Here is a 21,083-nt window from a genome sequence, read left to right as displayed (position 1 = left end):
TAGCCGGCCAAAATTGCAAAAACGTTGCAAATCGATCGGCTACAACGCGAAAAAAACGAATCAATTGCGCAATATTATTCCTAATCGGTTCAACCGGGCGGCAGCGAGATCCCTGCTGCGCCCGTTCTTTCGGAGTCCCGCATGCTGATCGTCAACCCCGCCGCGCATCGCGCGCCCTATCCCGCCGCCCTCGCCGCCATCCTGAACATCGCCCGCGCGCATGAGAGCCGCGCGTGGCTCGCGCACTGGGATCGCATGCTGCCCGACGCCACCCCGCTCTACCCGCTGACGGGCCTCGCGCATACGCTGGGCCTCGCGGCGCTCGACCTCAAGGACGAATCCGTGCGCTCGCCGCTCGGCAGTTTCAAGGCGCTCGGCGCGCCGATCGCGCTGTTGCGGCTCGTCATGCGCCGCTTTCCGCGCGCGGGCTACACCCCGGTCGACCTGATCACCGGCCGCCACCGCGAATCGCTGAGCGCGTTCACCGTGATCAGCGCGACCGACGGCAACCACGGTCGCGCGCTCGCCGCCGCCGCGCAGAGCGTCGGCTGTCGCTGCGTGATCGTGCTGCATGCGCGCGTCGACGCCGAACGCGAGCGTGCGATCGCCGCGTTCGGCGCGCGCATCGTGCGGATCGCCGGCAACTACGACGAGTCCGTCGCCGAAGCCGCGCGGCTCGCCGCGCGCAACGGCTGGGAGGTGGTGTCCGACACCTCGTACGACGGCTACGAAGCCGTGCCGCGCGACGTGATGCAGGGCTACGGCACGATCGCCGCCGAACTGGTCGAGCAGACCGGCGCGCGCGCCGACGCGCCGTCCCACACGCACGTGCTCATCCAGGGCGGCGTGGGCGGCCTCGCGGCCGGGATCGCGAGCTATCTGTGGGAATACCACGGCGCGCAGCGCCCGCGCTTCATCGTGGTCGAACCGCAGCAGGCCGACTGCCTGTTGCAAAGCGCGCGCGTGCGCCGCGCCGCGCACACGCTCGGCAGCGTCGATTCAGTGATGGCCGGCCTCGCGTGCGGCGCGGCGTCGCCGCTGGCCTGGGATTTCCTCGAACACAGCATCGACGCCTTCCTGACCATCGACGATCAGGACGCCGGCATCGCGATGCGCATGCTCGCCGCCGGCAACACGCTCGACATCCCGATCGTCTCCGGCGAATCGGGCGCGGCAGGACTCGCGGGCCTGATCGCGCTGTGCGCGGACCCGGCCGCCGCCGCGCAGCTCGAACTCGACGCCGCCTCGCGCGTACTGCTCGTCAACACCGAGGGCGCCACCGCGCCGAGCGTGTATCGTGAACTGACCGGCGAGGCCGCCGAATCGGTATTGCGCCGTCAACAAGCCTGGCGCGTGCGCGCCGCGGCCTGACGTTCCCTCACCCAGGAAGGAGGTCGCATGTATCACGAGGACACGAACCTGCGCGCGCAACTGGTCGAATGGCGCCATCACCTGCACCGCCATCCCGAGACCGGCTTCGCGGAACAGCGCACCGCCGCCTATGCGGCCGACATCCTCGCCGCGCTCGGACTGGAGGTCGAGCGCGGCATCGGCGGCACCGGCTTCGTCGCGACGCTGCGGGCCGGCGACGGCCCGCGCGCGATCGGCCTGCGCGCCGAAATGGACGCGCTCGCCATCACCGAGGACGCGCCGGGCCGCGCGTACGCCTCGACGTTCCCGGGCGCCATGCACGCGTGCGGCCACGACGGCCACATGGCGATGATCCTCGGCGCGGCGCGCCTGCTCGCCGAGCGCCGCGACTTCGACGGCACCGTGCATTTCATCTTCCAGCCGGCGGAGGAACATGGACGCGGCGCGAAAGCCATGATCGCGGACGGATTGTTCGAGCGCTTCCCCATCGAGGCGCTGTATGGCGCGCACAACCTGCCCGGCCTGCCCGCCGGCCACATCGCGACGCGCGCGGGCGGCATCATGGCGAGCGAGGACAACTTCACGATCCGCATCCGCGGCCGCGGCGCGCATGCGGCACGGCCGCACACGGGCGTCGATCCGCTCGTGATCGGCGCACAGGTCGTGCTGGCGCTGCAGACGATCGTGGCGCGCAACCTGGATCCGGGCATGAGCGCCGTGGTGTCCTGCACCGAATTCATCACCGACGGGATTCGCAACGCGACGCCCACGCATGTCGTGATCAAGGGCGACACGCGCAGCTACGCGCCCGACGTGCAGGCGCTGCTGGAGCGGCGGATCCGCGAGATCGCGACGGGGATGTGCGCGCTGCACGGCGCGCAGTGCGAAGTCGACTACACACATGAATTCGCGCCGACCGTGAACTGGCCCGCGTGCGTGCCGATCGCGCTCGCCGCGGCGCGCGAGGTGGTCGGCCCGGAACGGGTGGACGGCGACCTCGCGCCCTTGATGATTTCCGAGGATTTCGGCGCCTTCCTGCAGGTGGTGCCGGGCGCGTTCGTGCTGATCGGCAACGGCGCGCCCGACCAGCCGGGCGGCACGCCGCTGCACAACGCAACCTACGACTTCAACGACGATGTGCTGACGACGGGCGCGCGCTACTTCGCGGCGCTCGCGCGCCTCGAACTGCCCCGGTGAGCCGGCGCGCCGCGCCGTTCAGCGGTTGACCATCGACAGGCCGCGCGCGGTGTAGCGCGCGCCCGACACGCCGATTTCGTCGAGCACCGCGTCGAGACGCGCCAGTTCATCGGGCGTCAGCGCGAGATCGGCGGCCGCGAGATTGGCTTCGAGGTAGGTGCGACGCTTCGTGCCCGGAATCGGCACGACATCGCCGCCCGCGTGCAGCACCCATGCGAGCGCCACCTGCGCGGCCGTCGCGCCGCGCGCGGCGGCGATCTCGGCCACCCGCGCCGCGATCCGCTGGTTCGCATCGAAGTTCTCCGGCTGGAAACGCGGATCCTGGCTCGCGCGGAAGTCGCGCTCGCCGTATTCGTCGGCGCGCTTCGCGAGCCCCGTCAGGAAGCCGCGCCCCAGCGGACTGAACGGCACGAGCCCGATGCCCAGCTCGCGCAGCACCGGCAGGATGCGCACTTCCAGGTTGCGTTCCCAGATCGAGTATTCGCTTTGCAGCGCCGACACCGGCTGCACCGCATGCGCGCGGCGGATCACGTCCTCGCCCGCTTCCGACAGGCCGAAGTGCAGCACCTTGCCGGCCGCGATCAAGTCTTTCACCGTGCCCGCGACGTCCTCGATCGGGACGGCCGGATCGACGCGATGTTGATACAGCAGGTCGATCCGATCCGTGCGCAAGCGCTTGAGCGACGCATCGACCACCTCGCGGATATGCGCGGGACGGCTGTCGGTGCCGGCCGCCTTGCCGTCATCGATCAGGAAACCGAACTTGGTCGCGAGCGTGACCTCGTCGCGCCGGCCGGCCAGCGCACGGCCGAGCAGTTCCTCGTTCGCGAACGGCCCGTAGATCTCGGCCGTATCGAGAAAAGTGCAGCCGAGATCGATCGCGCGATGCAGCGTCGCGATCGACTCCGTATCGTCCGGCGTGCCGTAGGCGTGACTCATGCCCATGCAGCCGAGTCCGATCGTCGAGACTTCCAGGCCCTGGCGGCCCAGCTTGCGTTTGCCCAGCACGGTGCGCTCCTTGATACGTAGGTGGATGTCGACGGCCCGCGTTACAGGCCGCCCAGATAGTCGCGCTTGCCGATCGCGACGCCTTGTTGACGCAGGATGTCGTAGGCCGTCGTCACGTGGAAATAGAAGTTCGGCAGCGCGAAGCCCAGCAGATAGGATTTGCCGTCGAACGTCAGCGTGCCCTGCTTCATCGGTAGTTCGATCGTGCGCGACTCGCTGCCTTCGAATTGCGCCGGCGTGAGGGTGTCGAGGAAGGCGATCGTCTTCGCGATGCGCGCCTTCAGATCGGCGAGGCTCGCTTCGGTGTCCTCGAACGAGGGCGGCGTGAGACCCGCGAGCCGCGCGCCCGTGCCCTTCGCCGCGTCGCTCGCGATCTGCACCTGGCGCACGAACGGAAACATGTCGTCGGCGAGACGCGCGTCGAGCAGCGCGGACGCCTCGATCGCGCGTTCCCGCACGTGCGCATCGGCCTTGTCGAGCAAGCCCGACAGACTGGACAACCCGCGTTTGAGCACGGGAACCGAGACTTCATACATCGAGAGCGACATGGGAACCTCTCCTGTTGTTTGAATGACTGGGGGCGCGGTGGGTACCGCGCCGCCCCGTAGGATAGTGCGGATCGGGATGGGCTGCTTGACGCGGGACGGCGGGCGGGTGGCGGGTTCGGGCTGGCTTTCGGGTGCCTTGCCGTCGGGCGGGCGGCGTGGCGCCCGCAGGCGGGTGCGTCGGGTGACGCGGTGCTTGTTCGCGGCCGGCGAGCATAGGCGCGCGAGGCGAATCCCAATAGAATGGCTGGAAATCGCTGAATCCTGCCGTCATGGCCGCCCGTCCACTCGACCCCTCCCGTCCGTCGTTCGACCTCACGTCCGTGCCCGGGCCCGCCGTCGGCATGCATGTCGAGGCCGTCGATCACAAGCGCGAATTCCCCGTGCATCAGCATAGGCACGGGCAATTGGTGCTCGCGCTCAAGGGCGGCGTGACCTGCGAAGTGCCGAACGGCATCTGGATGGTGCCGCCGACCTGTGCGGTCTGGGTGCCCGGCAACACGCCGCACAGCATCCGCGCCACCGCGAACGCGCGCATGTGCCACCTGTTCGTGCAATCCGGCGCTGCGCCGCTGCCCGAGCGCTGCTGCACGCTCGCGATCACCCCGCTCGTGCGCGAACTGGTGCTGCATATGGCCGCGCAGCCGCCCGACTATGCGGCCGAGGGGCCGACCGGGCGGCTCGTCGGGGTCTTGCTGGAGGAACTGGCTCGGATGCCTGTCGAGCATCTGCATCTGCCGACGTCGGACGAGCCGAGGATGAAGAGGATCGCCAAGGCGCTGTCCGACGACCCGGCCGATCGGCGCACGCTCGCGGAATGGGGGAAGTTCGTCGCGATGAGCGAACGGTCGCTCGCCCGCCTCGTGCGCGATGAGACGGGGCTCACGTTCGGGCGCTGGCGGCAGCAGCTGCATCTGATGGTCGCGCTGCATCAGCTTGCGGCCGGGCAGACCGTGCAGCGCGTGGCCGATATGCTCGGTTATGACTCGGTTACCGCGTTCATCACGATGTTCAGGAAGGCGCTGGGCAAACCGCCGGCGAAGTATTTTGCGTCGATTGCCCAGGGGCGGGATGAGTGAATGCCGCGAGTCGGCCGGGGCTTGCTGTCAGGCGTCGGCGGGTGCGTGGCCGCGTGTGTCGTTGACACAGAGTTCCAATGTGACGGCGGCCGCGTCGGCCAGCGTGGGAACCGCCTTGTGCGGGATGCCGAATGCCTTGACCGCGCCCTCCGCCCAGGCTTCGAGTTCGGCGCGACGCTTCGCGTCGGGTTCGACGGTAATCGTGGCCTGGCAAACCGCGCCCAGTTCGACCTTGTTCCGCTTCAGCCAGAGGCCGCGCTGCTTGCGGTCTTCGTGGGCTTCGTCGCCCAGGGCTTGATAGACCACCGTGAAGGGTTTGCCCGCCGCGACGAGCGCCTCCATTTCCGCGATCCAGGTGGACGCGTAGCCTTCCGTGGCCTCGGTCGAACGGAACAGGCACATGGGGAATTGACTGAGGTCGTGGAGACGGAACTGGGATGAGTCGAGGGTCATGCTGGGCTCCTGGAAAGTTGGGCGGCGGTGGTCGCTTCGCGGTTGACACGCTCAATGCCTCGGTGGCTGAACCCCGGATCGATTCTCGAGCCCTCCGGGCTATCGCGAGCGGATGCCGCCGTGGCTCGTCATCTTATTTTGAGAATGAGAATCGTTATTTTTTTCTTCGGCCAATGAATCGCTAAAAGCGGTCAATCCAGGGCGCGCGTTCCTGCCGTCGTTTCCGGAATGGATGAGGGTGTACCTGTCTGCGCCATCCCCTCGCCCACTTCGCTCAATCAAGCCTTGGGTCCCGCCTGCGTGCGTTTCGCGCCCTCCCCAACCCCACCTCGCCCGCCAGCGATCTTCGCTAGAATGCCTCCCTTGCTAGACAGACGCGCCCCGAGGACATCGCTTGAAACTCCCGTACGAATGGCAGATCGGCCTGCGCTACACGCGCGCCGGCAAACGCACGACCGGCAACGGCTTCATCTCGTTCATCGCCACGGTTTCGATGGCCGGCATCGCGCTGGGCGTGGCTGCGCTGATCATCGTGCTGTCGGTGATGAACGGCTTCCGGAACGAGGTGCGGGACCGCATGCTGTCGGTGCTCGCGCATATCGAGATCTTCTCGCCGACAGGCGCGATGCCGAACTGGACGCTGACCGCCGGCGAAGCGCTGCGCAATCCGGCGGTCAAGGGCGCCGCACCGTACGTCGAGGCGCAGGTGCTGCTCAGGCACGGCGGCAAGATCACGGGCGTCGCATTGCGCGGCATCGATCCGCAACGCGAGCCGCAGGTGTCCGACATCGCGAAGGATATGAAGACGGGCCGTCTCGATGCGCTCGCATCGGGCGAACTGGGGATCGTGCTCGGCGTGCCGCTCGCGGCCAGCCTGCAGGTGCGGGTCGGCGATCGACTGACGTTCTTCGCGCCGGGCGGCTCGACCAGGCTCAGCAATTTCCTGCCGCAGTTCAAGCAGTTCAGGGTGGTCGGCACGTACGAATCCGGGCACTACCAATACGACAGCGCGCTCGCGTTCATCAATCTGGAAGACGCGCAGAACCTGTTCAATCGCCCCGCGCCGACCGGCGTGCGGCTGCGCATCGCTGATCTCGATCGCGCGCCGGATGTGGCGCTGGAATTGTCGCGCTCGTTGTCCGGCGATCTCTACATCCGCGACTGGACCCAGCAGAACCGCACGTGGTTCATCGCCGAGCAATTGCAGAAACGCATGCTGTTCGTGATCCTGATGCTGATCATCGCGGTCGCGGCGTTCAACCTCGTGTCGTCGCTCGTGATGACGGTCACGCAAAAGCAAGGCGACGTGGCGATCCTGCGCACGCTCGGCGCGCAGCCGGGCTCGATCACGAAGATCTTCGCGATCCAGGGCATGACGATCGGCTTGGTGGGCACGCTCGCGGGCGTGGTGCTCGGCTGCGTGGTGTCGTGGAGCATTCCTTGGCTGCTGCCTGCGATCGAGCGTGCGATCGGCGTGCAGTTCCTGACGCCGTCCGTTTATTTCCTCAGTGAGCTGCCGTCGAAGCTAGTGGCGTCCGATGTGGTCGAGGTGGCGGTGCTCGCGTTCCTGATGTCGTCGGTCGCCACGCTTTATCCGAGTTGGCGCGCGGCGAGGGTCAAGCCGGCGGAGGCGTTGCGGTATGAGTGAGCGAGGCATGGCTCTATTTCCGACTTTCCCTTAAACTAGGACATCCCAGGGCTTTCGGTTGGCGACCTCATCATGCATCGAATCGGATTCTTCGTTTGCCGCGGCTACGATGCGCTCGATCTTGCCGGCCCCCTCTCGGCGTTCAATCAGGTCGCCACGGCCGCCGGCCACACGCCCTATGAGCTTCACGTCATCTCGCAGGCGGGAGGGTCGGTTCTGGGCAATGCCGGTCTTCCGATCGAAACAAAGCCGATCGGACGACGCGCGTTTGACACGGTCATCTTCGTGGGCGGCGACATCGATCCGATGCAGGAACCGGAAAACATCGCCGCCGCCAGGAAATTGAGCGCCAAGGCGTCACGGGTGGCAAGCGTGTGCACCGGGGCATTTTTGCTGGCGGAAGCCGGCCTGCTGGACGAACTCCGAGCGACAACGCACTGGCGATACACCGCCCAATTGCAGTCCCGCTTCCCTCGCACCCGTGTCGAGGGCGATAGCATCTATATCGCGGACGGCCACATCTGGACGTCGGCAGGCATCGCCTCCGGAATCGACTTGGCACTGGCCATGATCGAACGGGATATGGGCCCGGAAACGGCCCGCACCGTCTCCCGGCTCCTGGTGGTTCCGTATCGCCGACCCGGCGGCCAGTCCCAGTTCTCCGCCATGTCGCAGATGGACCCGGAATCGGACCGCATCCGCATCGCGCTGAACTTCGCCAGGGAACATCTGGCCGAAGCACTCCCTGTCGAACGACTCGCAGATGCCGCGAGTTTGAGTCCGCGACAATTCGGGCGGGCTTTTCGCCGGGAAACGGGTGAAACGCCGGCCAAGGCGGTCGAGCGTCTGCGGGTTGAAGCGGCGCGACTGCGTTTGCAGGACGGTAGCGAGCCGATCGAACAGATTGCGCTGGCCGTGGGATTCACCGATCCGGAGCGCATGCGGCGAGCCTTCGTCAAACTGTATGGGCATCCGCCACAATCGATTCGACGCGAGAGCCGGCTCGTCGGCAACCGCTGATCGATCCACGGCGGGTACGCCATGCGTCGTTACACAGGACTTGAGGCCCGGTGCGCGTACTTGCGAGCGCTGGCCAGGCGTTGTTCGGTGATGCCCCGCGCACGCGCACGAACGGCGCCCAGGACCTCAGCCGATGCCTTCGCCGGGGAGCCCGAATCAAACGGCGGCTGCGGGTCGTAGGCCATGTAGAGTTGAAGTTCCTTGGCCGCCCGATCTCCACGCAGCAGTGCGGCCAGGATGAGCGCGCCGTCGATGCCCGATGTCACCCCGCCCGCGCTCACGTAATCGCCGTCGACAACGACGCGGTCATGGCTGGGGATGGCACCATAGAACGGCAGCGCTTCCATTGCCGTCCAGTGGGTTGTCGCCTTCCGGCCATGCAGCAAGCCAGCAGCGCCGCAGATAAGCGCGCCGGTACATACCGAATACACATACACGGCGCGCTTGGCTTGCTCACGGATAAATGCAAGAACGACCTCGTCGGCTGCGGCTTCTTCCTGACCATACCCGCCCGGAACGAGCAGCACGTCGAACTGAGGTGCTTCGTCGAACACAGTGTCCGGGACCAGCTGCAAGCCTCGCCTATCCCGCACAACACCTTTGTCCTTCCACACGGTGTGGAAAGTCGAGTTCGGCACGCGCGACAGCACCTCAAAGGGGCCCGTGAAATCGCATTGGTCCATGTTCGGGAAGATCAAGCCGCCAATCTCCAAACGCCTATGCTCAGGAATCGCCGCCATACTCCTTGCACCTCATGTTCCATGGACTGATCGGGCGTCGACCATGCTCGGGTGATAAGGTCGACATCGGGAAAGACGGTTGCCCCGACTTCACTCAGGGCGCTGCATCGTTCCACATATCGCGATGCAACTTCCACGCGCCGCCCTGCTTCAAGAAGATGAGCGTTTGCTTACCGCGATATTTGAGCTTGCCGGCCTGGTCGTGGATCTCCGCATCCGAAACCTCCGTCACGACCCGATCGTCGCCGTAAAACTCTTCATTGCTGAACGATACGGTGTCGGGCTTCGATTCGACAGCCAGCTTGGTGAAGTACGCCGTGATTGCGCCGGCACCCGTGATTCTGTCGCCGCCGGGCGGCAGGAGCGAGCCGTCTTTCGTGTACAGGCGGCCCACTGCCTCATAGTCTCCGCGCGCATAGGCTTCCGCCCATCGGGCATTCTCGGCTTTGATCGCCGCCTCGATTCGAGCTTGGGGACGACCGGCAACTGCCGGCGCGGCGAATGCGGAAACGGACAGGCAGGCGGCAAGGACAGCCGCACAAAGACGAATCTGTTGCATGTGTGGAGTTCCGATTTTTGCTTGGATTGAAGGGAGGTAAATCAACTCGGGCAGATCAAGCAGGCAATGTCGGCTGTCGCCTCGACCGAGGCCGGCGAGTGGCCTCGCACGCATTGCCCGCATGCATTTCAGCGAACGCCCGGGATCCGCGCGAGGCCCCTGGACGCGCCGGGCAGATCCTTGTCGACCATCGCGATGACTTCCGGCCGTGCATCCCTGGGATGACCGGAATGGAACGGCGGAGCAGGATCGTATTCGATCGCGAGTTGCGTGAATTCGGCGGCTTGTCGACCTCGCATCTTCGCGGCAACGCGCAGTGCGAAGTCGATGCCCGCCGTCACGCCGCCGCCGCTCATGAAGCGGCCGTTGTCGTCCTCGACGAAACGCTCCGGAACACCGATCGCGCCATATTCGGACAGCTTGTTGATGAAGGCCCAATGGCAGGCGCTTCGCTTGCCTTTGAGAATGCCCGTTGCGGCGAGTACGAGCGATCCGTTGCAAACCGACGTGACGTGTTTGGCGCCGTCAGCCAGACGCCGAATCTGCGCGAGATATTCCGGGCGCATCGGCACCGACAAATCCGATCCGCCGGGCACCAGGATCAGGTCGGTCTGCTTGATATCGGCCAGTCGTTCGGTCTTGCCGTAAACCACCCCGAACTCGAGGGTCACGTTGCCGCCATTCAGGCTTGCATAGCGAACGTGCGTATTCGGCAACCGGTGAAAAATCTCGCTGGGGCCCGCGAAATCAAGCAGCGTGCCGCCGTCGTAATTGACGATCAGAATGTTGAAGGGATCGTGCGGCGCCAGCTCGCCCTGGCTGGCTCCCTCTTGCGCAACGACGGGCGCGGTGCGGCAAAGCAAGGCGCCGCCGCCCAGCACGACGCCGAACGCGGCGACGCCTCCAAACTTGAGCGCATCGCGGCGCGAATGACCTGCCCTGCCGAGAGGCTCGCCAGAGGCATTGTTTTTGCTACGGTCGGTCAAGATAACTTCTCCTTGCACTTTGGCCCCTGGGCAAGCGCAGCCGGGTTGGGCCAGATTGAAAAACCGCCACGACGCGCAGCCTGGCGAGCGTTTGCCTGGGATTGGGATTGCCGCGATGACGTGCGGGGACTGAAATCGGCCGGCGAAGACTTAAAGCTGCGAGGCCCCGCCATCGACGACCAGTTCGGTGCCGACGACATAGGAGGATTCGTCGCTGGCGAGATAAAGTGCCGCGTAGGCAATGTCCTCGGCCTGGCCCAAGCGGCCCACCGGAATCGCCTGGGAGAATTCGGCCCGGCGGTCGCGGACCCACTCGTCGGACATGCCCCATTTGGTGATGAGAGGCGTGTTGATCGCGCCGGGCGCGATCGCGTTGAAACGGATCTTGCGGTCGAGAAACTCGTAGGACCAGCTGCGGGCAAGCGATCGCACCGCGGCCTTCGCCGCCGCGGTCAACGAGATGCCATGCTTGCCGGTCTGCGCGACGAACGAGGTATTGAGGATGACCGAGGCGCCCTCGCGCAAGTCCGGCAGCACCGCTTGAAGCGTGAACACCACGCCTTTGACGTTGATGTCCATGATCTCGTCATAGCGTGCTTCGTCGATGTCGTTGATGGCGGACGGGAAAGCCCAGCCGGCGTTGGCGAATACGACATCCAGGCCGCCGAACTGCGCGTTCACCTCGGCGGCGATCGCCCGCATGTCCTGGATCGAACGGACATCGCCCTTGAGGACGAGTGCTTGTTCGCCGAGTTCGGCCTTCACGCGCTCGAAGACGGATTCGTCGCGGCCGGTCACGGCCACTCGGGCGCCTTCCGCAATGAAGAGCTTGGCCGTGGCGAGACCGATGCCGCTCGTCCCGCCGGTGATCAAAGCCGACTTGTTCTTGAGCCTCATGTTCATGTTCCTTTCTCTGCGTCGCAAGGGATCAAGCCGGGGATTCAACGCGCGGCGGCGCGTGGCCCGGCTTGATTTCGTGAGCAAATTATGGAACTTGAGGTGAATGACTCAAAGGACGTATAACCCTTAAAAAGCGTCATACGATGAATCAACGGGACCCAATGGCATCGGGCTCTATCCCGTGTTCGCGAGGTCGCATGGAAACGACGTCATCGGGAATATCACGCCGGTGCGGCAGGCAACGCGGCGGCTTGGCGATTCGCGGAAACCGCGCCTGTCGAGGTGAGCGCGCTCCCCGTCTTCCGTCAGGCGCTCGATCCGTTGCTCACCCACTGAGATAGAAAGGCCGCAATCTTTTCCTCGATGTGGCTCTCGACGGTCTTCAACCTCAACAAGGGGATTTCGCCTTTTCCCAGGATGCTGTCCTTCAATGCATCCCGCCTCGCCTGTGGTGCTTGGTCATGGGAGCCTCCATCCACTTCGATCACGCCCAGCGGCACCTTCCCCACCTTGAAATACAGCACAAAATCGCAGCTGGCGCGATTTCGCATGAAATCGCGCTCCTGAGACGTGAATGCCTCGTCTGTCGATGAAACCACCTGGATCAAGGCGATCTGGGAATAGAACGTGATCGATCGATACGTATCAAGGGACAACGTATCCCGCAGTATTTGCGCCACGATCTGTTCCGACTTGTAGCGCGAATCGCTCGATCGCAGCCTTGCGTTGAGTCGCTCCAAGGATTGATCGTATTCCTTGTAGAGCAGATCGAAAGCCGACACGACGGGCGCACGATGAATCTGCCTGTCGTCCGCGTAGTATTCGATATAGCGCACCAGCGCGGCGATGTGCTGATTGTTCTCGGCAAAGACGTCATCGCCCGTTACGAGTGTGAATGCGTGCTTGGCCCGCGATACCGCCACGTTGACCAGGTGAGGATCGTCCACGAAGCTCAAGCGTTGTTGGCTGCCGTGCTTTTTGTCGAGCACCGTGGAAAAGACGATTTCCTCGCACTCCCGGCCCTGAAACTTGTGCACGGTGTCCTTCACGAAATCGTCAGGCAGGTGCGCACGGGAAAGCGCGACCTGAGCGTTGTAAGGCGCGATGAAGCCCCTGCCGTGCGCCGGATCCCAGTCACGCTCGCCATCCCACTTGAGCGTTTCGAGCAATGAATCGAGTTCTCTGCGATTCGCGTTGTTGCGCGTGTGGTTTCCCTTGCTGGTGACGATCAGCTTCAGCGAGGTCTCGCCGGCATCCTGCGTCATCGGAACCAACTGATTGTCGTAAAACTGCTGGTTGCAGAACTGGATGATTCTCGGGTGGCAGCGGTAATGCTCTTTCAGCAGCGTTACCGGGAGCGCCTGCCCGAAAACGCCGATGCATGAGTCGAGCAGGCTGTACCGATCGCAATCGTAGAACTGGGCGGGCGCACCGATGCCGAGATTCGCCGGAATATGCGGAAGCTGCTTCCTGTCGCCGACAATGATCAGATTGCGTGCGCAGCCCAGCGCCAGGATCCCTGGAACGATGTCCTGCTGCGAAGCCTCGTCGACGATGACATAGTCGAGGAGCACGTTTGCTCCGATCGAATTGACGATGGAATGGGTGCTGCTGCCGATAATCGGGAAGCGCTTCACAAAGGCGTCGAACTGACGGCGATAGTTCTGCGCATCGAATCCCTCCTGATGCGCAACATGTCGTTGGAGATGGCTTTTGAAATGCGCCATCGATCCACTGACAAGTTCATCGAGCAATGCATCGACGTTGCCGGCCGCCAGCGCCTCCCGATGCGCCGCAAGGGCCGACTCCCTGTCCAGCACTGCCTTCTCGTAGTAGTGGAGTTGCAACGCGTAGATGACGGACTTGCGCTTTTCCCAATCGTCGAAGGGTTTCACGCGCAGGACCCTGAAATTGAGCAACAGCTCGATTCTGTCCTTGAGCGTGACGCGACGCTCGGCAAGATGGGACAGGTAAGCCATCAGATCCGAGGACTTCCGGGGGGACAATCTGTACTTGTCCAGTGAGACCGGTGACGCCACGCCGTTTTCACGCTGCCATTGCTGCAGATAGCGCCGCTCGATGTGCAGTTCGTCGATCTCGGCCTGAAGCCGCGCTGCCGTGTTCTGGGCCTCAAGATATTGCTTGAGACGCTGCAGGACGTCTTGAAGGCGCGCCATACCCGGCCCGGGCTCGATGGCGTCCGACGGCACGGCGGGCAGCTCATCGAAGAACTCGGCTCGATTGTCCACGCTCCCCAGCCTGGCAACCACGTAATCCAACCCGGCCTTGCCGAGCTTTTCGTAAACGTTTCCGACGGCCGCGTTGTTGTTGGACACGATGGCCACGGTGCTTCCGCGCAACACGATGTTGGCGACGATGTTCAATATCGTCTGTGTCTTGCCGGTTCCCGGAGGGCCTTCGATCAGGCTGATCTGCGAGGAAAAGGCCCGCTCCACCGCTTTGAGCTGGCTTGCGTTGACGCCGAACGGGTAAATGAAGCCCCCGGCAGGATCACGCGCCCGATTCCGGCCCGTGCAGTAGGCGTGCAGCGCAGTGTCCTCATGTGGAACGATCTTGCGCATTTGATTCAGAACGTTCTCGGCAATCGCCTTCTTGTCTTTCGAATTGGCCTGCTCGATCCGAGCGTTGGCCACGTCGAGGAAATAGTGGAATAGCTCGCTGTCCTTCAGTTCCGTCTCCACGCTGAAGGTTATTTCGTCCGCGCTCATCAGGTAGACCTTCGGCTGTCCTCGATACTGGACAGCGGCGTACTTTCCGCCATAGATCACCGCCTGGTCGATGGGGCCGAACGACACGCCGCCCTTTTTAGACAACAGCTTTTGCTGCACCACCTCGGTGGGCTCAATCCGGCAATTGTCGATCGGGCGGCTAAACGTCTTGCCGGAACGAAAATGGCAAGTCAGCGTCAACTCGCCGCCCTTGGAATTGAAGCGCATCGTCCAGTCGACGATTTGCCGAGTTCTATCCTCGTCATCCACGTAAATGGAAATCATATGATCCTTATGCACGCATTATTCGAAGCATAAAAACATCATGTGTTTTCCATTGTAAACGTCGCGCAGGGTAAAAGGCTTGTGGCCGGGTGTCTCGTCTTGACACGACAAGCAGGGCATCCGCCACCTTCGGAAAAGGCCGGCCCTGTCGGTGTTCCGACAACCGTATCAATGGGATTTATTCACTTCAGGGATATCGCGACTTACTCGCCGCCGCGATCGAAAGGGACATGCAGAATCGTAGCAGCGGGGCTGCGACGCATCGGGTCAACGGGCTCGCGCTGGAAACAGGACCGATATGCGGGTCTCGCCCGGATAGAGAACTAACGAAGCCAGAAGCGGAAAAATGGACGAGACGCCGTCTCGCCCATTTTCCCGTTATCGTGCAGTCAAACATTCCGGATCGAACTCGAAACCACCAAGATCGTCATTCGCATTTACGATCCGGAATTTACATCAATTCGATTGAATATTTGGTTCGATCATCCAGCAATCGGAACCAATATGAGCGATGGGACGATCACTCCCACTCAATCGTCGCCGGCGGCTTCCCCGACACGTCATAAACGACCCGATTGATCCCGCGCACTTCATTGATGATCCGGTTCGACGCCCGGCCCAGCAGCGAGTACGGCAGATGCGCCCAATGCGCGGTCATGAAGTCGGTGGTCTGCACCGCGCGCAGCGCGGCCACGTAGTCATACGTGCGCCCATCCCCCATCACCCCCACCGACTTCACCGGCAGGAACACGGCAAAGGCCTGGCTCGTCAGCGCATACCAGCTCTTCCCGACCTGCCCTGCCTCGCACAGCCCGGCCGCCGCATCCTGCTCGGTGGCGATCGTATTGCGCAGTTCCTCGATGAAGATCGCATCCGCGCGACGCAGCAGCTCCGCGTACTCGTGCTTCACCTCACCGAGAATCCGCACGCCCAGGCCCGGCCCCGGGAACGGATGGCGATACACCATCTCTTCCGGCAGCCCGAGCGCGACACCCAGCTCACGCACTTCATCCTTGAACAGATCGCGCAGCGGTTCCAGCAGCTTCAACCCGAGCGTCTCCGGCAAGCCGCCGACATTGTGGTGGCTCTTGATCGTCGTCGCCTTCTTGGTCTTCGCGCCGCCCGATTCGATGACATCCGGATAGATCGTGCCCTGCGCGAGCCACTTCGCATTGCTCAGCTTCTTCGCTTCCGCCTGGAACACTTCAACGAACTCGCGCCCGATGATCTTGCGCTTCGCCTCCGGATCGGTCACCCCGGCCAGATGCCCGAGGAACTGCTCGGACGCATTCACATGCACGACCTTCGCATGCAAACGCCCCTCGAACATATCGAGCACCATCTGCCCTTCATTCAACCGCAGCAACCCGTGATCCACGAACACACAGGTCAGCTGATCGCCAATCGCGCGATGAATCAGCGCGGCCGCGACGCTCGAATCCACCCCGCCCGACAGGCCGAGAATCACTTCCTCGCCGCCCACCTGCTCGCGGATCTTCGCAACCGCTTCCTCGATGTGATCGCCCATGATCCAGTCCGGCTTCGCACCCGCGATATCGAGCACGAAACGCTCCAGCAGCGCGCGACCCTTGACCGTGTGCGTGACTTCCGGATGGAACTGCACCGCGTAATAACCGCGCGCTTCATCGGCCATCCCGGCGATCGGGCAGCTCGGCGTCGATGCCATCAGCTTGAAGCCCGGCGGCAGCTCGCCGACCTTGTCGCCATGGCTCATCCACACCTTGAGCATGCCGTGGCCTTCCGGCGTGGCGAAATCCTCGATGCCGTCGAGCAGGCGCGTATGACCGTGCGCACGCACTTCCGCGTAACCGAACTCGCGATGGTCGCTCCACTCGACCTTGCCGCCGAGCTGCACGGCCATCGTCTGCATCCCGTAGCAAATGCCGAGCACCGGCACGCCGAGATCCCACACCGCCTGCGGCGCGCGCAGCTGGTGGTCCTCATAGGTGCTCGCATGGCTGCCGGACAGGATCACGGCCTTCGGCGCGAACTCGCGCACGAATTCGTCGGTCACGTCGTTCGGATGAATTTCGCAGTAGACGTGGGCCTCGCGGACACGCCGCGCGATCAGTTGGGTGACTTGCGAACCGAAGTCGAGAATCAGGATTTTGTCGTGCATGGCTGCGGACGGGATGAAAAACAAACAGGTAAGAAAAACAGCGCACACGGCGCTGCATCAAAAACGAAACGGGACGGCCCGCGCAACTAGGGCTGGACCGGCGGCCGCGGCGCATCGCTGCGCGGCTCGCCGCCTTCGGTCGAAGCCGGCCCGAACCCGGCGGCTGCCGCCACGGGAACCGCCGTGGGCTCGGTGCGCCCGGGCGCGGTGATCAGGCGCGGCGCCTCCGGCTCCGCGGCAGGCCGCGGGGCATCGGCGCCCTTCGCGGCCGGGCCGGCGGCCCGCTCGCGACGCCGCACGGCCCCGGCCAGGCGCACACCGCCCAGCCCGACCACGAGCAGCACCGCCGCAGCGCCCACCGACACCATCTGGCCAAACGCCGACAGCGACGGCGTACGCAAGCCGATCAGCCAGACCAGCATCACGACGCCCGTGAGCCAGTTCACATGGCCGACCGCGCGCGCGACGCCTGCCGTGAGATCGCCGTTGACCGCCGCGTGCAGCGACAGCCACGCGAGCCCGAGCAACGCGACGCCGAACGCCTGCCCGACCATGGCGGGCTCGACGGTCGCCAGCTGCAGCGCGTCGTACAACGACTTCCACGGGCTCAACAGCAGCAGCGCGCCGAACCCGGCAAGCAGCAGAGCATCGACCAGCAGGACGGCTCGCAGCAGCGGCTTCATCGCGCTCAGTCCACGTGGTAGTTGGGCGCTTCCTTCGTGATCTGCACGTCGTGCACGTGCGACTCGCGCATGCCGGCCGCGGTGATCTCGACGAACTCGGCCTTGTCGTGCAACTCGGCGATGGACTTGCAGCCGCAGTAACCCATGCTCGCGCGCACGCCGCCGATCAGCTGGAAGATGATCGCGTTCACGGAGCCCTTGTAGGCGACCCGCCCTTCGATGCCTTCCGGCACGAGCTTGTCGATGTTCGCGGAGTTGTCCTGGAAGTAGCGATCGGCCGCGCCGTCCTTCATCGCGCCGACGGAACCCATGCCGCGGTACGACTTGTACTGGCGGCCTTGATACAGGAACACGTCTCCCGGCGATTCTTCCGTGCCGGCGAACATGCTGCCCATCATCACCGCGTTCGCGCCGGCGGCAAGCGCCTTCGACACGTCGCCCGAGAAGCGGATCCCGCCGTCGGCGATCACCGGCACGCCGGTGCCCTTGAGCGCGGCCGACACGTTCGCGATCGCGCTGATCTGCGGCACGCCGACGCCCGCCACGATCCGCGTCGTGCAGATCGAGCCCGGGCCGATGCCGACCTTCACGCCGTCCGCGCCGTACTCGACGAGCGCCTTCGCGGCGGCGGCCGTCGCGATGTTGCCGCCGATCACTTCGACCTTCGGGAAATTCTGCTTGACCCAGCGCACGCGCTCGAGCACGCCCTTGCTGTGGCCGTGCGCCGTATCGACGACGATCACGTCGACGCCCGCCTGCACCAGCAGCTCGACGCGTTCCTCGTTGTCCGCACCGACGCCGACCGCCGCGCCGACGCGCAGCTTGCCGTGTTCGTCCTTGCACGCGTCCGGGTGCTCGGTCTGCTTCGTGATGTCCTTGACGGTCATCAGGCCGCGCAGTTCGAACGCGTCGTTCACGACCAGCACGCGCTCGAGGCGGTGGCTGTGCATCAGCGCCTTCGCTTCAGCGAGCGGCGTGCCTTCCTTGACCGTCACGAGCCGCTCGCGCGGCGTCATGATCGACTGGACGGCTTCGTCGAGGCGGGTCTCGAAACGCAGGTCACGGTTCGTCACGATGCCGACGAGCTGCGCGCCTTCGACCACCGGGAAGCCGGAAATGCCGTGCTGGCGCGACAGCGCGATCACGTCGCGCACCTTCATCTGCGGCGGCACCGTGATCGGATCACGCACCACGCCCGACTCGAAACGCTTCACCTTCGCGACCTCGCGCGCCTGCTCGGCCGGCGTCAGGTTCTTGTGGACGATGCCCACGCCGCCCTGCTGCGCCATCGCGATCGCGAGACGACCTTCGGTGACCGTGTCCATCGCGGCGGACACGAGCGGCATGTTCAGGGAAATGGAGCGGGTGAGCTGGGTCTTGAGGCTGGTGTCGCGCGGCAGAACGTCGGAGAACGCCGGGACGAGGAGCACGTCATCGAAAGTGAGTGCTTTTTGGATCAGACGCATGGCAAATCCTATGGGCGCAAAACCGAATTATACGCGATGCGCGCCGGAATTTCACAACACGAACAACGGCTTAGCGGTATTTTTCATGCTGGGGCCGCGCCGCGTTCGGTCCGCGCTTCAGGTCGTTTTCGCTCGGGTTTCGTTTTCAGGGCGCGAGCAACGCGGCCGAACATCGGGTCGCCGGCGCCGCTCGCCCAGGTCCGAAAGTGCAGGATTCGACAAGACGACCGCCCACCGCGCCGCTATCATGCGCGCTCGAAATGGATTCTTGCGGAGTGGTCGATGCAGCGCGGCGTGGTGTATGGCGTATTGGCGGGGGCCCTGTGGGGCATGGTGTTCCTCGTGCCCCGGCTGCTCGCCGATTTCTCCCCGCTGCTGCTGAGCGCCGGGCGCTACGCGATGTACGGCGTGGTCGCGCTCGCCGTCGCGCTGCCGAACGCGCGCGCCCTGCTCGCGCGCCTCACCCGCACCGATCTCGTCGCGCTCGTGCAGCTCGCCGTGGTCGGCAACGTCGCCTACTACATGCTGCTGTCGGGCGCGGTCCACCTGATCGGCATCGCCCCCACCTCGCTCATCATCGGCGTGCTGCCCGTCACCGTGACGCTGGCGGGCCTCGGCGACCACGACGCCGTGCCGCTGCGGCGGCTCGCCGGGCCGCTCTCGCTCGTGATCGCGGGCATCGTCTGCATCAACGTCGACCTGTTCACGTCGGAAGCCGCGCACGCGACCACGCTCGCGCAAAAGCTCGCCGGCATGGCCTGCGCGGCCGGCGCGCTTGCAAGCTGGACCTGGTACGCGGTCGCGAACGCGCGCTACCTGCGCCGCCAGCCGCATTTCAGCGGCAACGAGTGGTCGGTGCTGTGGGGCGTCGTCACGGGGCTGGTCGGCGGCCTGCTCTGGCTGGCGATCCTCGCGCTGCCCGCGCACACGGTGCAGGCGCCGCTGCCCGCCGCGCGCTGGGAATGGTTCTGGGTCCTGAATCTCGGTCTCGCGATCGGCGCGTCCTGGCTCGGCAACGGGCTCTGGAACGCCGCGTCGAAGCGGCTGCCGCTCACGCTGTCCGGCCAGTTGATCGTGTTCGAGACCGTCTTCGCGCTGTTTTATGCGTTCATTTACGACCACCGCCTGCCGCGCGCGCTGGAGCTGGCCGCGCTCGCGCTGCTGCTCGCCGGCGTGTACGCGTCGGTGCGCCGCCACGATCAAGCGTGCCGCGAGGCGGACAGCCTCGAAGCGAATCTGCCCGCGCACTGAGCCGGCCGCCATTCGTCAGACAAACGCGTCGCCTCCGGCCCGGCGCGACCTCAGCAAAAAGGCCCCGCGGCGCAAGCCGGCGGGGCCTTCGTCCATCCGGGCGGCCGGGCGGCGCGCGCCTGGCCTGCCGCACCTGGCCTGCCGCGCCTAGCCGGCCGCACCTGGCCGGCCGCACCTAGCGGGAATCCTTGTTCTGCCACTTGCGGCCCTCGATCGAGCCGGCGCGGCGGGTCTTGTCGACGCGCCGCTGGCGGGCCAGCTTCGGGTCGACGATGAGCGGACGGTAGATCTCGACCCGGTCATGCGCGGAAAGCCGCGCATCGAGCGGCGCGAGCTTGCCGAAAATGCCGGTTTTCAGGGCCGCCGGGTCGATGTCGGGATGACGCGCGAGCACGCCGCTCGCGTCGATGGCGTCGCGCACGGTCGCGCCGTCGGGCACCTCGACGTCGATCAGCGTCTGCCGGTCGGGCAGCGCATAGCACACCTGGACTGCGAGCATCGGCCTACCCCTTGCCGTAGCGCTGATCGGCGCGCTTCACGAACGAATCGACGAAGGTGTTCGCGATATGGCTGAACACCGGCCCGATCAGCTTCTCGAGCAGGATGTTCGAGAATTCGTAATGCAGCGCGAACTCGATCTTGCAGGCGTCGGCCCGCAGCGGCGTGAAGCGCCAGTAGCCGGTGAACTTGCGGAACGGCCCGTCGGCGAACTCCATGTCGATGCGGGTCGGCCGCTGCTGGGTGTTGCGGGTGGCGAAGTGCTGCCGGATCCCCTTGAAATTGATGTCGATCCGGGCTTCCATGCCGTTTTCGTCCTGGCGGCGGATCTCGATCCCCCCGCACCAGGGCAGGAAATTGGGGTAGTCGGCGACGTCGGTGACGAGGTCGAACATCTGCTCCACCGAATGGCGGATCAATACGGTTTTCTGGACATCTGCCATAAATCGCGCGGCGTCGCTAAAGTAAAGACAGCGGGGCCGGACGCGGCGCATCCGGCTTTGCTAAAATTGCGATTTTAAACGA

The 21,083-nt window shown here is 64.9% G+C and carries 19 protein-coding genes; 6 read left to right on the top strand and 13 right to left on the bottom strand.

Going from position 1 to position 21,083, the window contains the following annotated elements:
* Positions 1 to 141 precede the first annotated feature (141 nt).
* Positions 142 to 1,371 (top strand): diaminopropionate ammonia-lyase, encoded by a 1,230-nt coding sequence (locus tag Bsp3421_RS19560; RefSeq protein WP_274002540.1) that lies wholly within the window; start codon positions 142 to 144, stop codon positions 1,369 to 1,371.
* A gap of 27 nt (positions 1,372 to 1,398) precedes the next feature.
* Entirely contained in the window at positions 1,399 to 2,568 is a 1,170-nt protein-coding gene (locus Bsp3421_RS19555; protein WP_274002538.1) for a M20 aminoacylase family protein, read from the top strand.
* An 18-nt stretch (positions 2,569 to 2,586) separates the two neighbouring features.
* Here the strand turns inward: Bsp3421_RS19555 and Bsp3421_RS19550 are convergent, their stop codons facing one another.
* Both Bsp3421_RS19550 and Bsp3421_RS19545 read right to left on the bottom strand, forming a co-directional pair.
* Positions 2,587 to 3,573, bottom strand: coding sequence for an aldo/keto reductase (locus Bsp3421_RS19550; protein ID WP_274004281.1), 987 nt, complete (start codon positions 3,571 to 3,573; stop codon positions 2,587 to 2,589).
* 44 nt (positions 3,574 to 3,617) lie between these two features.
* Complete coding sequence (locus Bsp3421_RS19545; protein ID WP_274002537.1) at positions 3,618 to 4,124, bottom strand: DUF1993 domain-containing protein; 507 nt, start codon at positions 4,122 to 4,124, stop codon at positions 3,618 to 3,620.
* A gap of 269 nt (positions 4,125 to 4,393) precedes the next feature.
* Here Bsp3421_RS19545 and Bsp3421_RS19540 point away from each other — a divergent pair, with 269 nt between their 5' ends.
* Entirely contained in the window at positions 4,394 to 5,200 is an 807-nt protein-coding gene (locus Bsp3421_RS19540; RefSeq protein ID WP_274002536.1) for an AraC family transcriptional regulator, read from the top strand.
* Positions 5,201 to 5,227: 27 nt separating this feature from the next.
* Here the strand turns inward: Bsp3421_RS19540 and Bsp3421_RS19535 are convergent, their stop codons facing one another.
* Positions 5,228 to 5,653, bottom strand: coding sequence for a hypothetical protein (locus Bsp3421_RS19535; protein WP_274002535.1), 426 nt, complete (start codon positions 5,651 to 5,653; stop codon positions 5,228 to 5,230).
* A gap of 394 nt (positions 5,654 to 6,047) precedes the next feature.
* Between Bsp3421_RS19535 and Bsp3421_RS19530 the strand changes: the two genes are divergently transcribed.
* Together Bsp3421_RS19530 and Bsp3421_RS19525 are read left to right on the top strand one after the other, a co-directional pair.
* On the top strand, positions 6,048 to 7,301 hold the full coding sequence (locus Bsp3421_RS19530) for a lipoprotein-releasing ABC transporter permease subunit (RefSeq protein WP_274002534.1): 1,254 nt from the start codon (positions 6,048 to 6,050) through the stop codon (positions 7,299 to 7,301).
* Positions 7,302 to 7,373: 72 nt separating this feature from the next.
* Positions 7,374 to 8,321 (top strand): GlxA family transcriptional regulator, encoded by a 948-nt coding sequence (locus tag Bsp3421_RS19525; protein ID WP_274002532.1) that lies wholly within the window; start codon positions 7,374 to 7,376, stop codon positions 8,319 to 8,321.
* Between the two features lie 29 nt (positions 8,322 to 8,350).
* Here Bsp3421_RS19525 and Bsp3421_RS19520 read toward each other — a convergent pair whose 3' ends face one another.
* From Bsp3421_RS19520 to guaB, 8 genes are all read right to left on the bottom strand, one after another.
* Positions 8,351 to 9,019: a DJ-1/PfpI family protein gene (locus Bsp3421_RS19520; protein ID WP_274002530.1), complete on the bottom strand. Its 669-nt coding sequence runs from the start codon at positions 9,017 to 9,019 to the stop codon at positions 8,351 to 8,353.
* A 136-nt stretch (positions 9,020 to 9,155) separates the two neighbouring features.
* Complete coding sequence (locus tag Bsp3421_RS19515) at positions 9,156 to 9,620, bottom strand: YybH family protein (protein ID WP_274002529.1); 465 nt, start codon at positions 9,618 to 9,620, stop codon at positions 9,156 to 9,158.
* Between the two features lie 128 nt (positions 9,621 to 9,748).
* Positions 9,749 to 10,606 carry a DJ-1/PfpI family protein gene (locus Bsp3421_RS19510; RefSeq protein WP_274002527.1) on the bottom strand — a complete coding sequence of 286 codons (858 nt, stop codon included), beginning with the start codon at positions 10,604 to 10,606 and terminating at the stop codon, positions 9,749 to 9,751.
* Positions 10,607 to 10,756: 150 nt separating this feature from the next.
* The gene (locus Bsp3421_RS19505; RefSeq protein WP_274002526.1) at positions 10,757 to 11,503 is read right to left on the bottom strand and encodes a glucose 1-dehydrogenase; all 747 of its coding nucleotides are present in this window, start codon (positions 11,501 to 11,503) and stop codon (positions 10,757 to 10,759) included.
* A gap of 308 nt (positions 11,504 to 11,811) precedes the next feature.
* Positions 11,812 to 14,520: an AAA domain-containing protein gene (locus tag Bsp3421_RS19500; RefSeq protein ID WP_274002524.1), complete on the bottom strand. Its 2,709-nt coding sequence runs from the start codon at positions 14,518 to 14,520 to the stop codon at positions 11,812 to 11,814.
* Between the two features lie 520 nt (positions 14,521 to 15,040).
* Positions 15,041 to 16,660, bottom strand: a complete 1,620-nt coding sequence (guaA, locus tag Bsp3421_RS19495; protein ID WP_274002523.1) for a glutamine-hydrolyzing GMP synthase — start codon at positions 16,658 to 16,660, stop codon at positions 15,041 to 15,043.
* 86 nt (positions 16,661 to 16,746) lie between these two features.
* Positions 16,747 to 17,343, bottom strand: a complete 597-nt coding sequence (locus Bsp3421_RS19490) for a hypothetical protein (protein WP_274002522.1) — start codon at positions 17,341 to 17,343, stop codon at positions 16,747 to 16,749.
* Positions 17,344 to 17,348: 5 nt separating this feature from the next.
* On the bottom strand, positions 17,349 to 18,809 hold the full coding sequence (gene guaB / locus Bsp3421_RS19485) for an IMP dehydrogenase (RefSeq protein ID WP_274002521.1): 1,461 nt from the start codon (positions 18,807 to 18,809) through the stop codon (positions 17,349 to 17,351).
* A 282-nt stretch (positions 18,810 to 19,091) separates the two neighbouring features.
* Here guaB and Bsp3421_RS19480 point away from each other — a divergent pair, with 282 nt between their 5' ends.
* Positions 19,092 to 20,060 carry a DMT family transporter gene (locus Bsp3421_RS19480; protein ID WP_274002519.1) on the top strand — a complete coding sequence of 323 codons (969 nt, stop codon included), beginning with the start codon at positions 19,092 to 19,094 and terminating at the stop codon, positions 20,058 to 20,060.
* Between the two features lie 175 nt (positions 20,061 to 20,235).
* On the opposite strand, the gene Bsp3421_RS19475 is transcribed toward Bsp3421_RS19480, so the two are convergent.
* On the bottom strand, positions 20,236 to 20,559 hold the full coding sequence (locus Bsp3421_RS19475) for an RnfH family protein (RefSeq protein WP_274002517.1): 324 nt from the start codon (positions 20,557 to 20,559) through the stop codon (positions 20,236 to 20,238).
* A 4-nt stretch (positions 20,560 to 20,563) separates the two neighbouring features.
* Positions 20,564 to 21,001, bottom strand: coding sequence for a type II toxin-antitoxin system RatA family toxin (locus Bsp3421_RS19470; RefSeq protein ID WP_274002515.1), 438 nt, complete (start codon positions 20,999 to 21,001; stop codon positions 20,564 to 20,566).
* Positions 21,002 to 21,083 lie beyond the last annotated feature (82 nt).

The sequence above is a fragment of the Burkholderia sp. FERM BP-3421 genome, from assembly GCF_028657905.1.
Lineage (GTDB): Bacteria > Pseudomonadota > Gammaproteobacteria > Burkholderiales > Burkholderiaceae > Burkholderia.
Note: the sequence above shows the minus strand (reverse complement) of the source record. Positions and strands in the feature narration are given on the sequence as shown.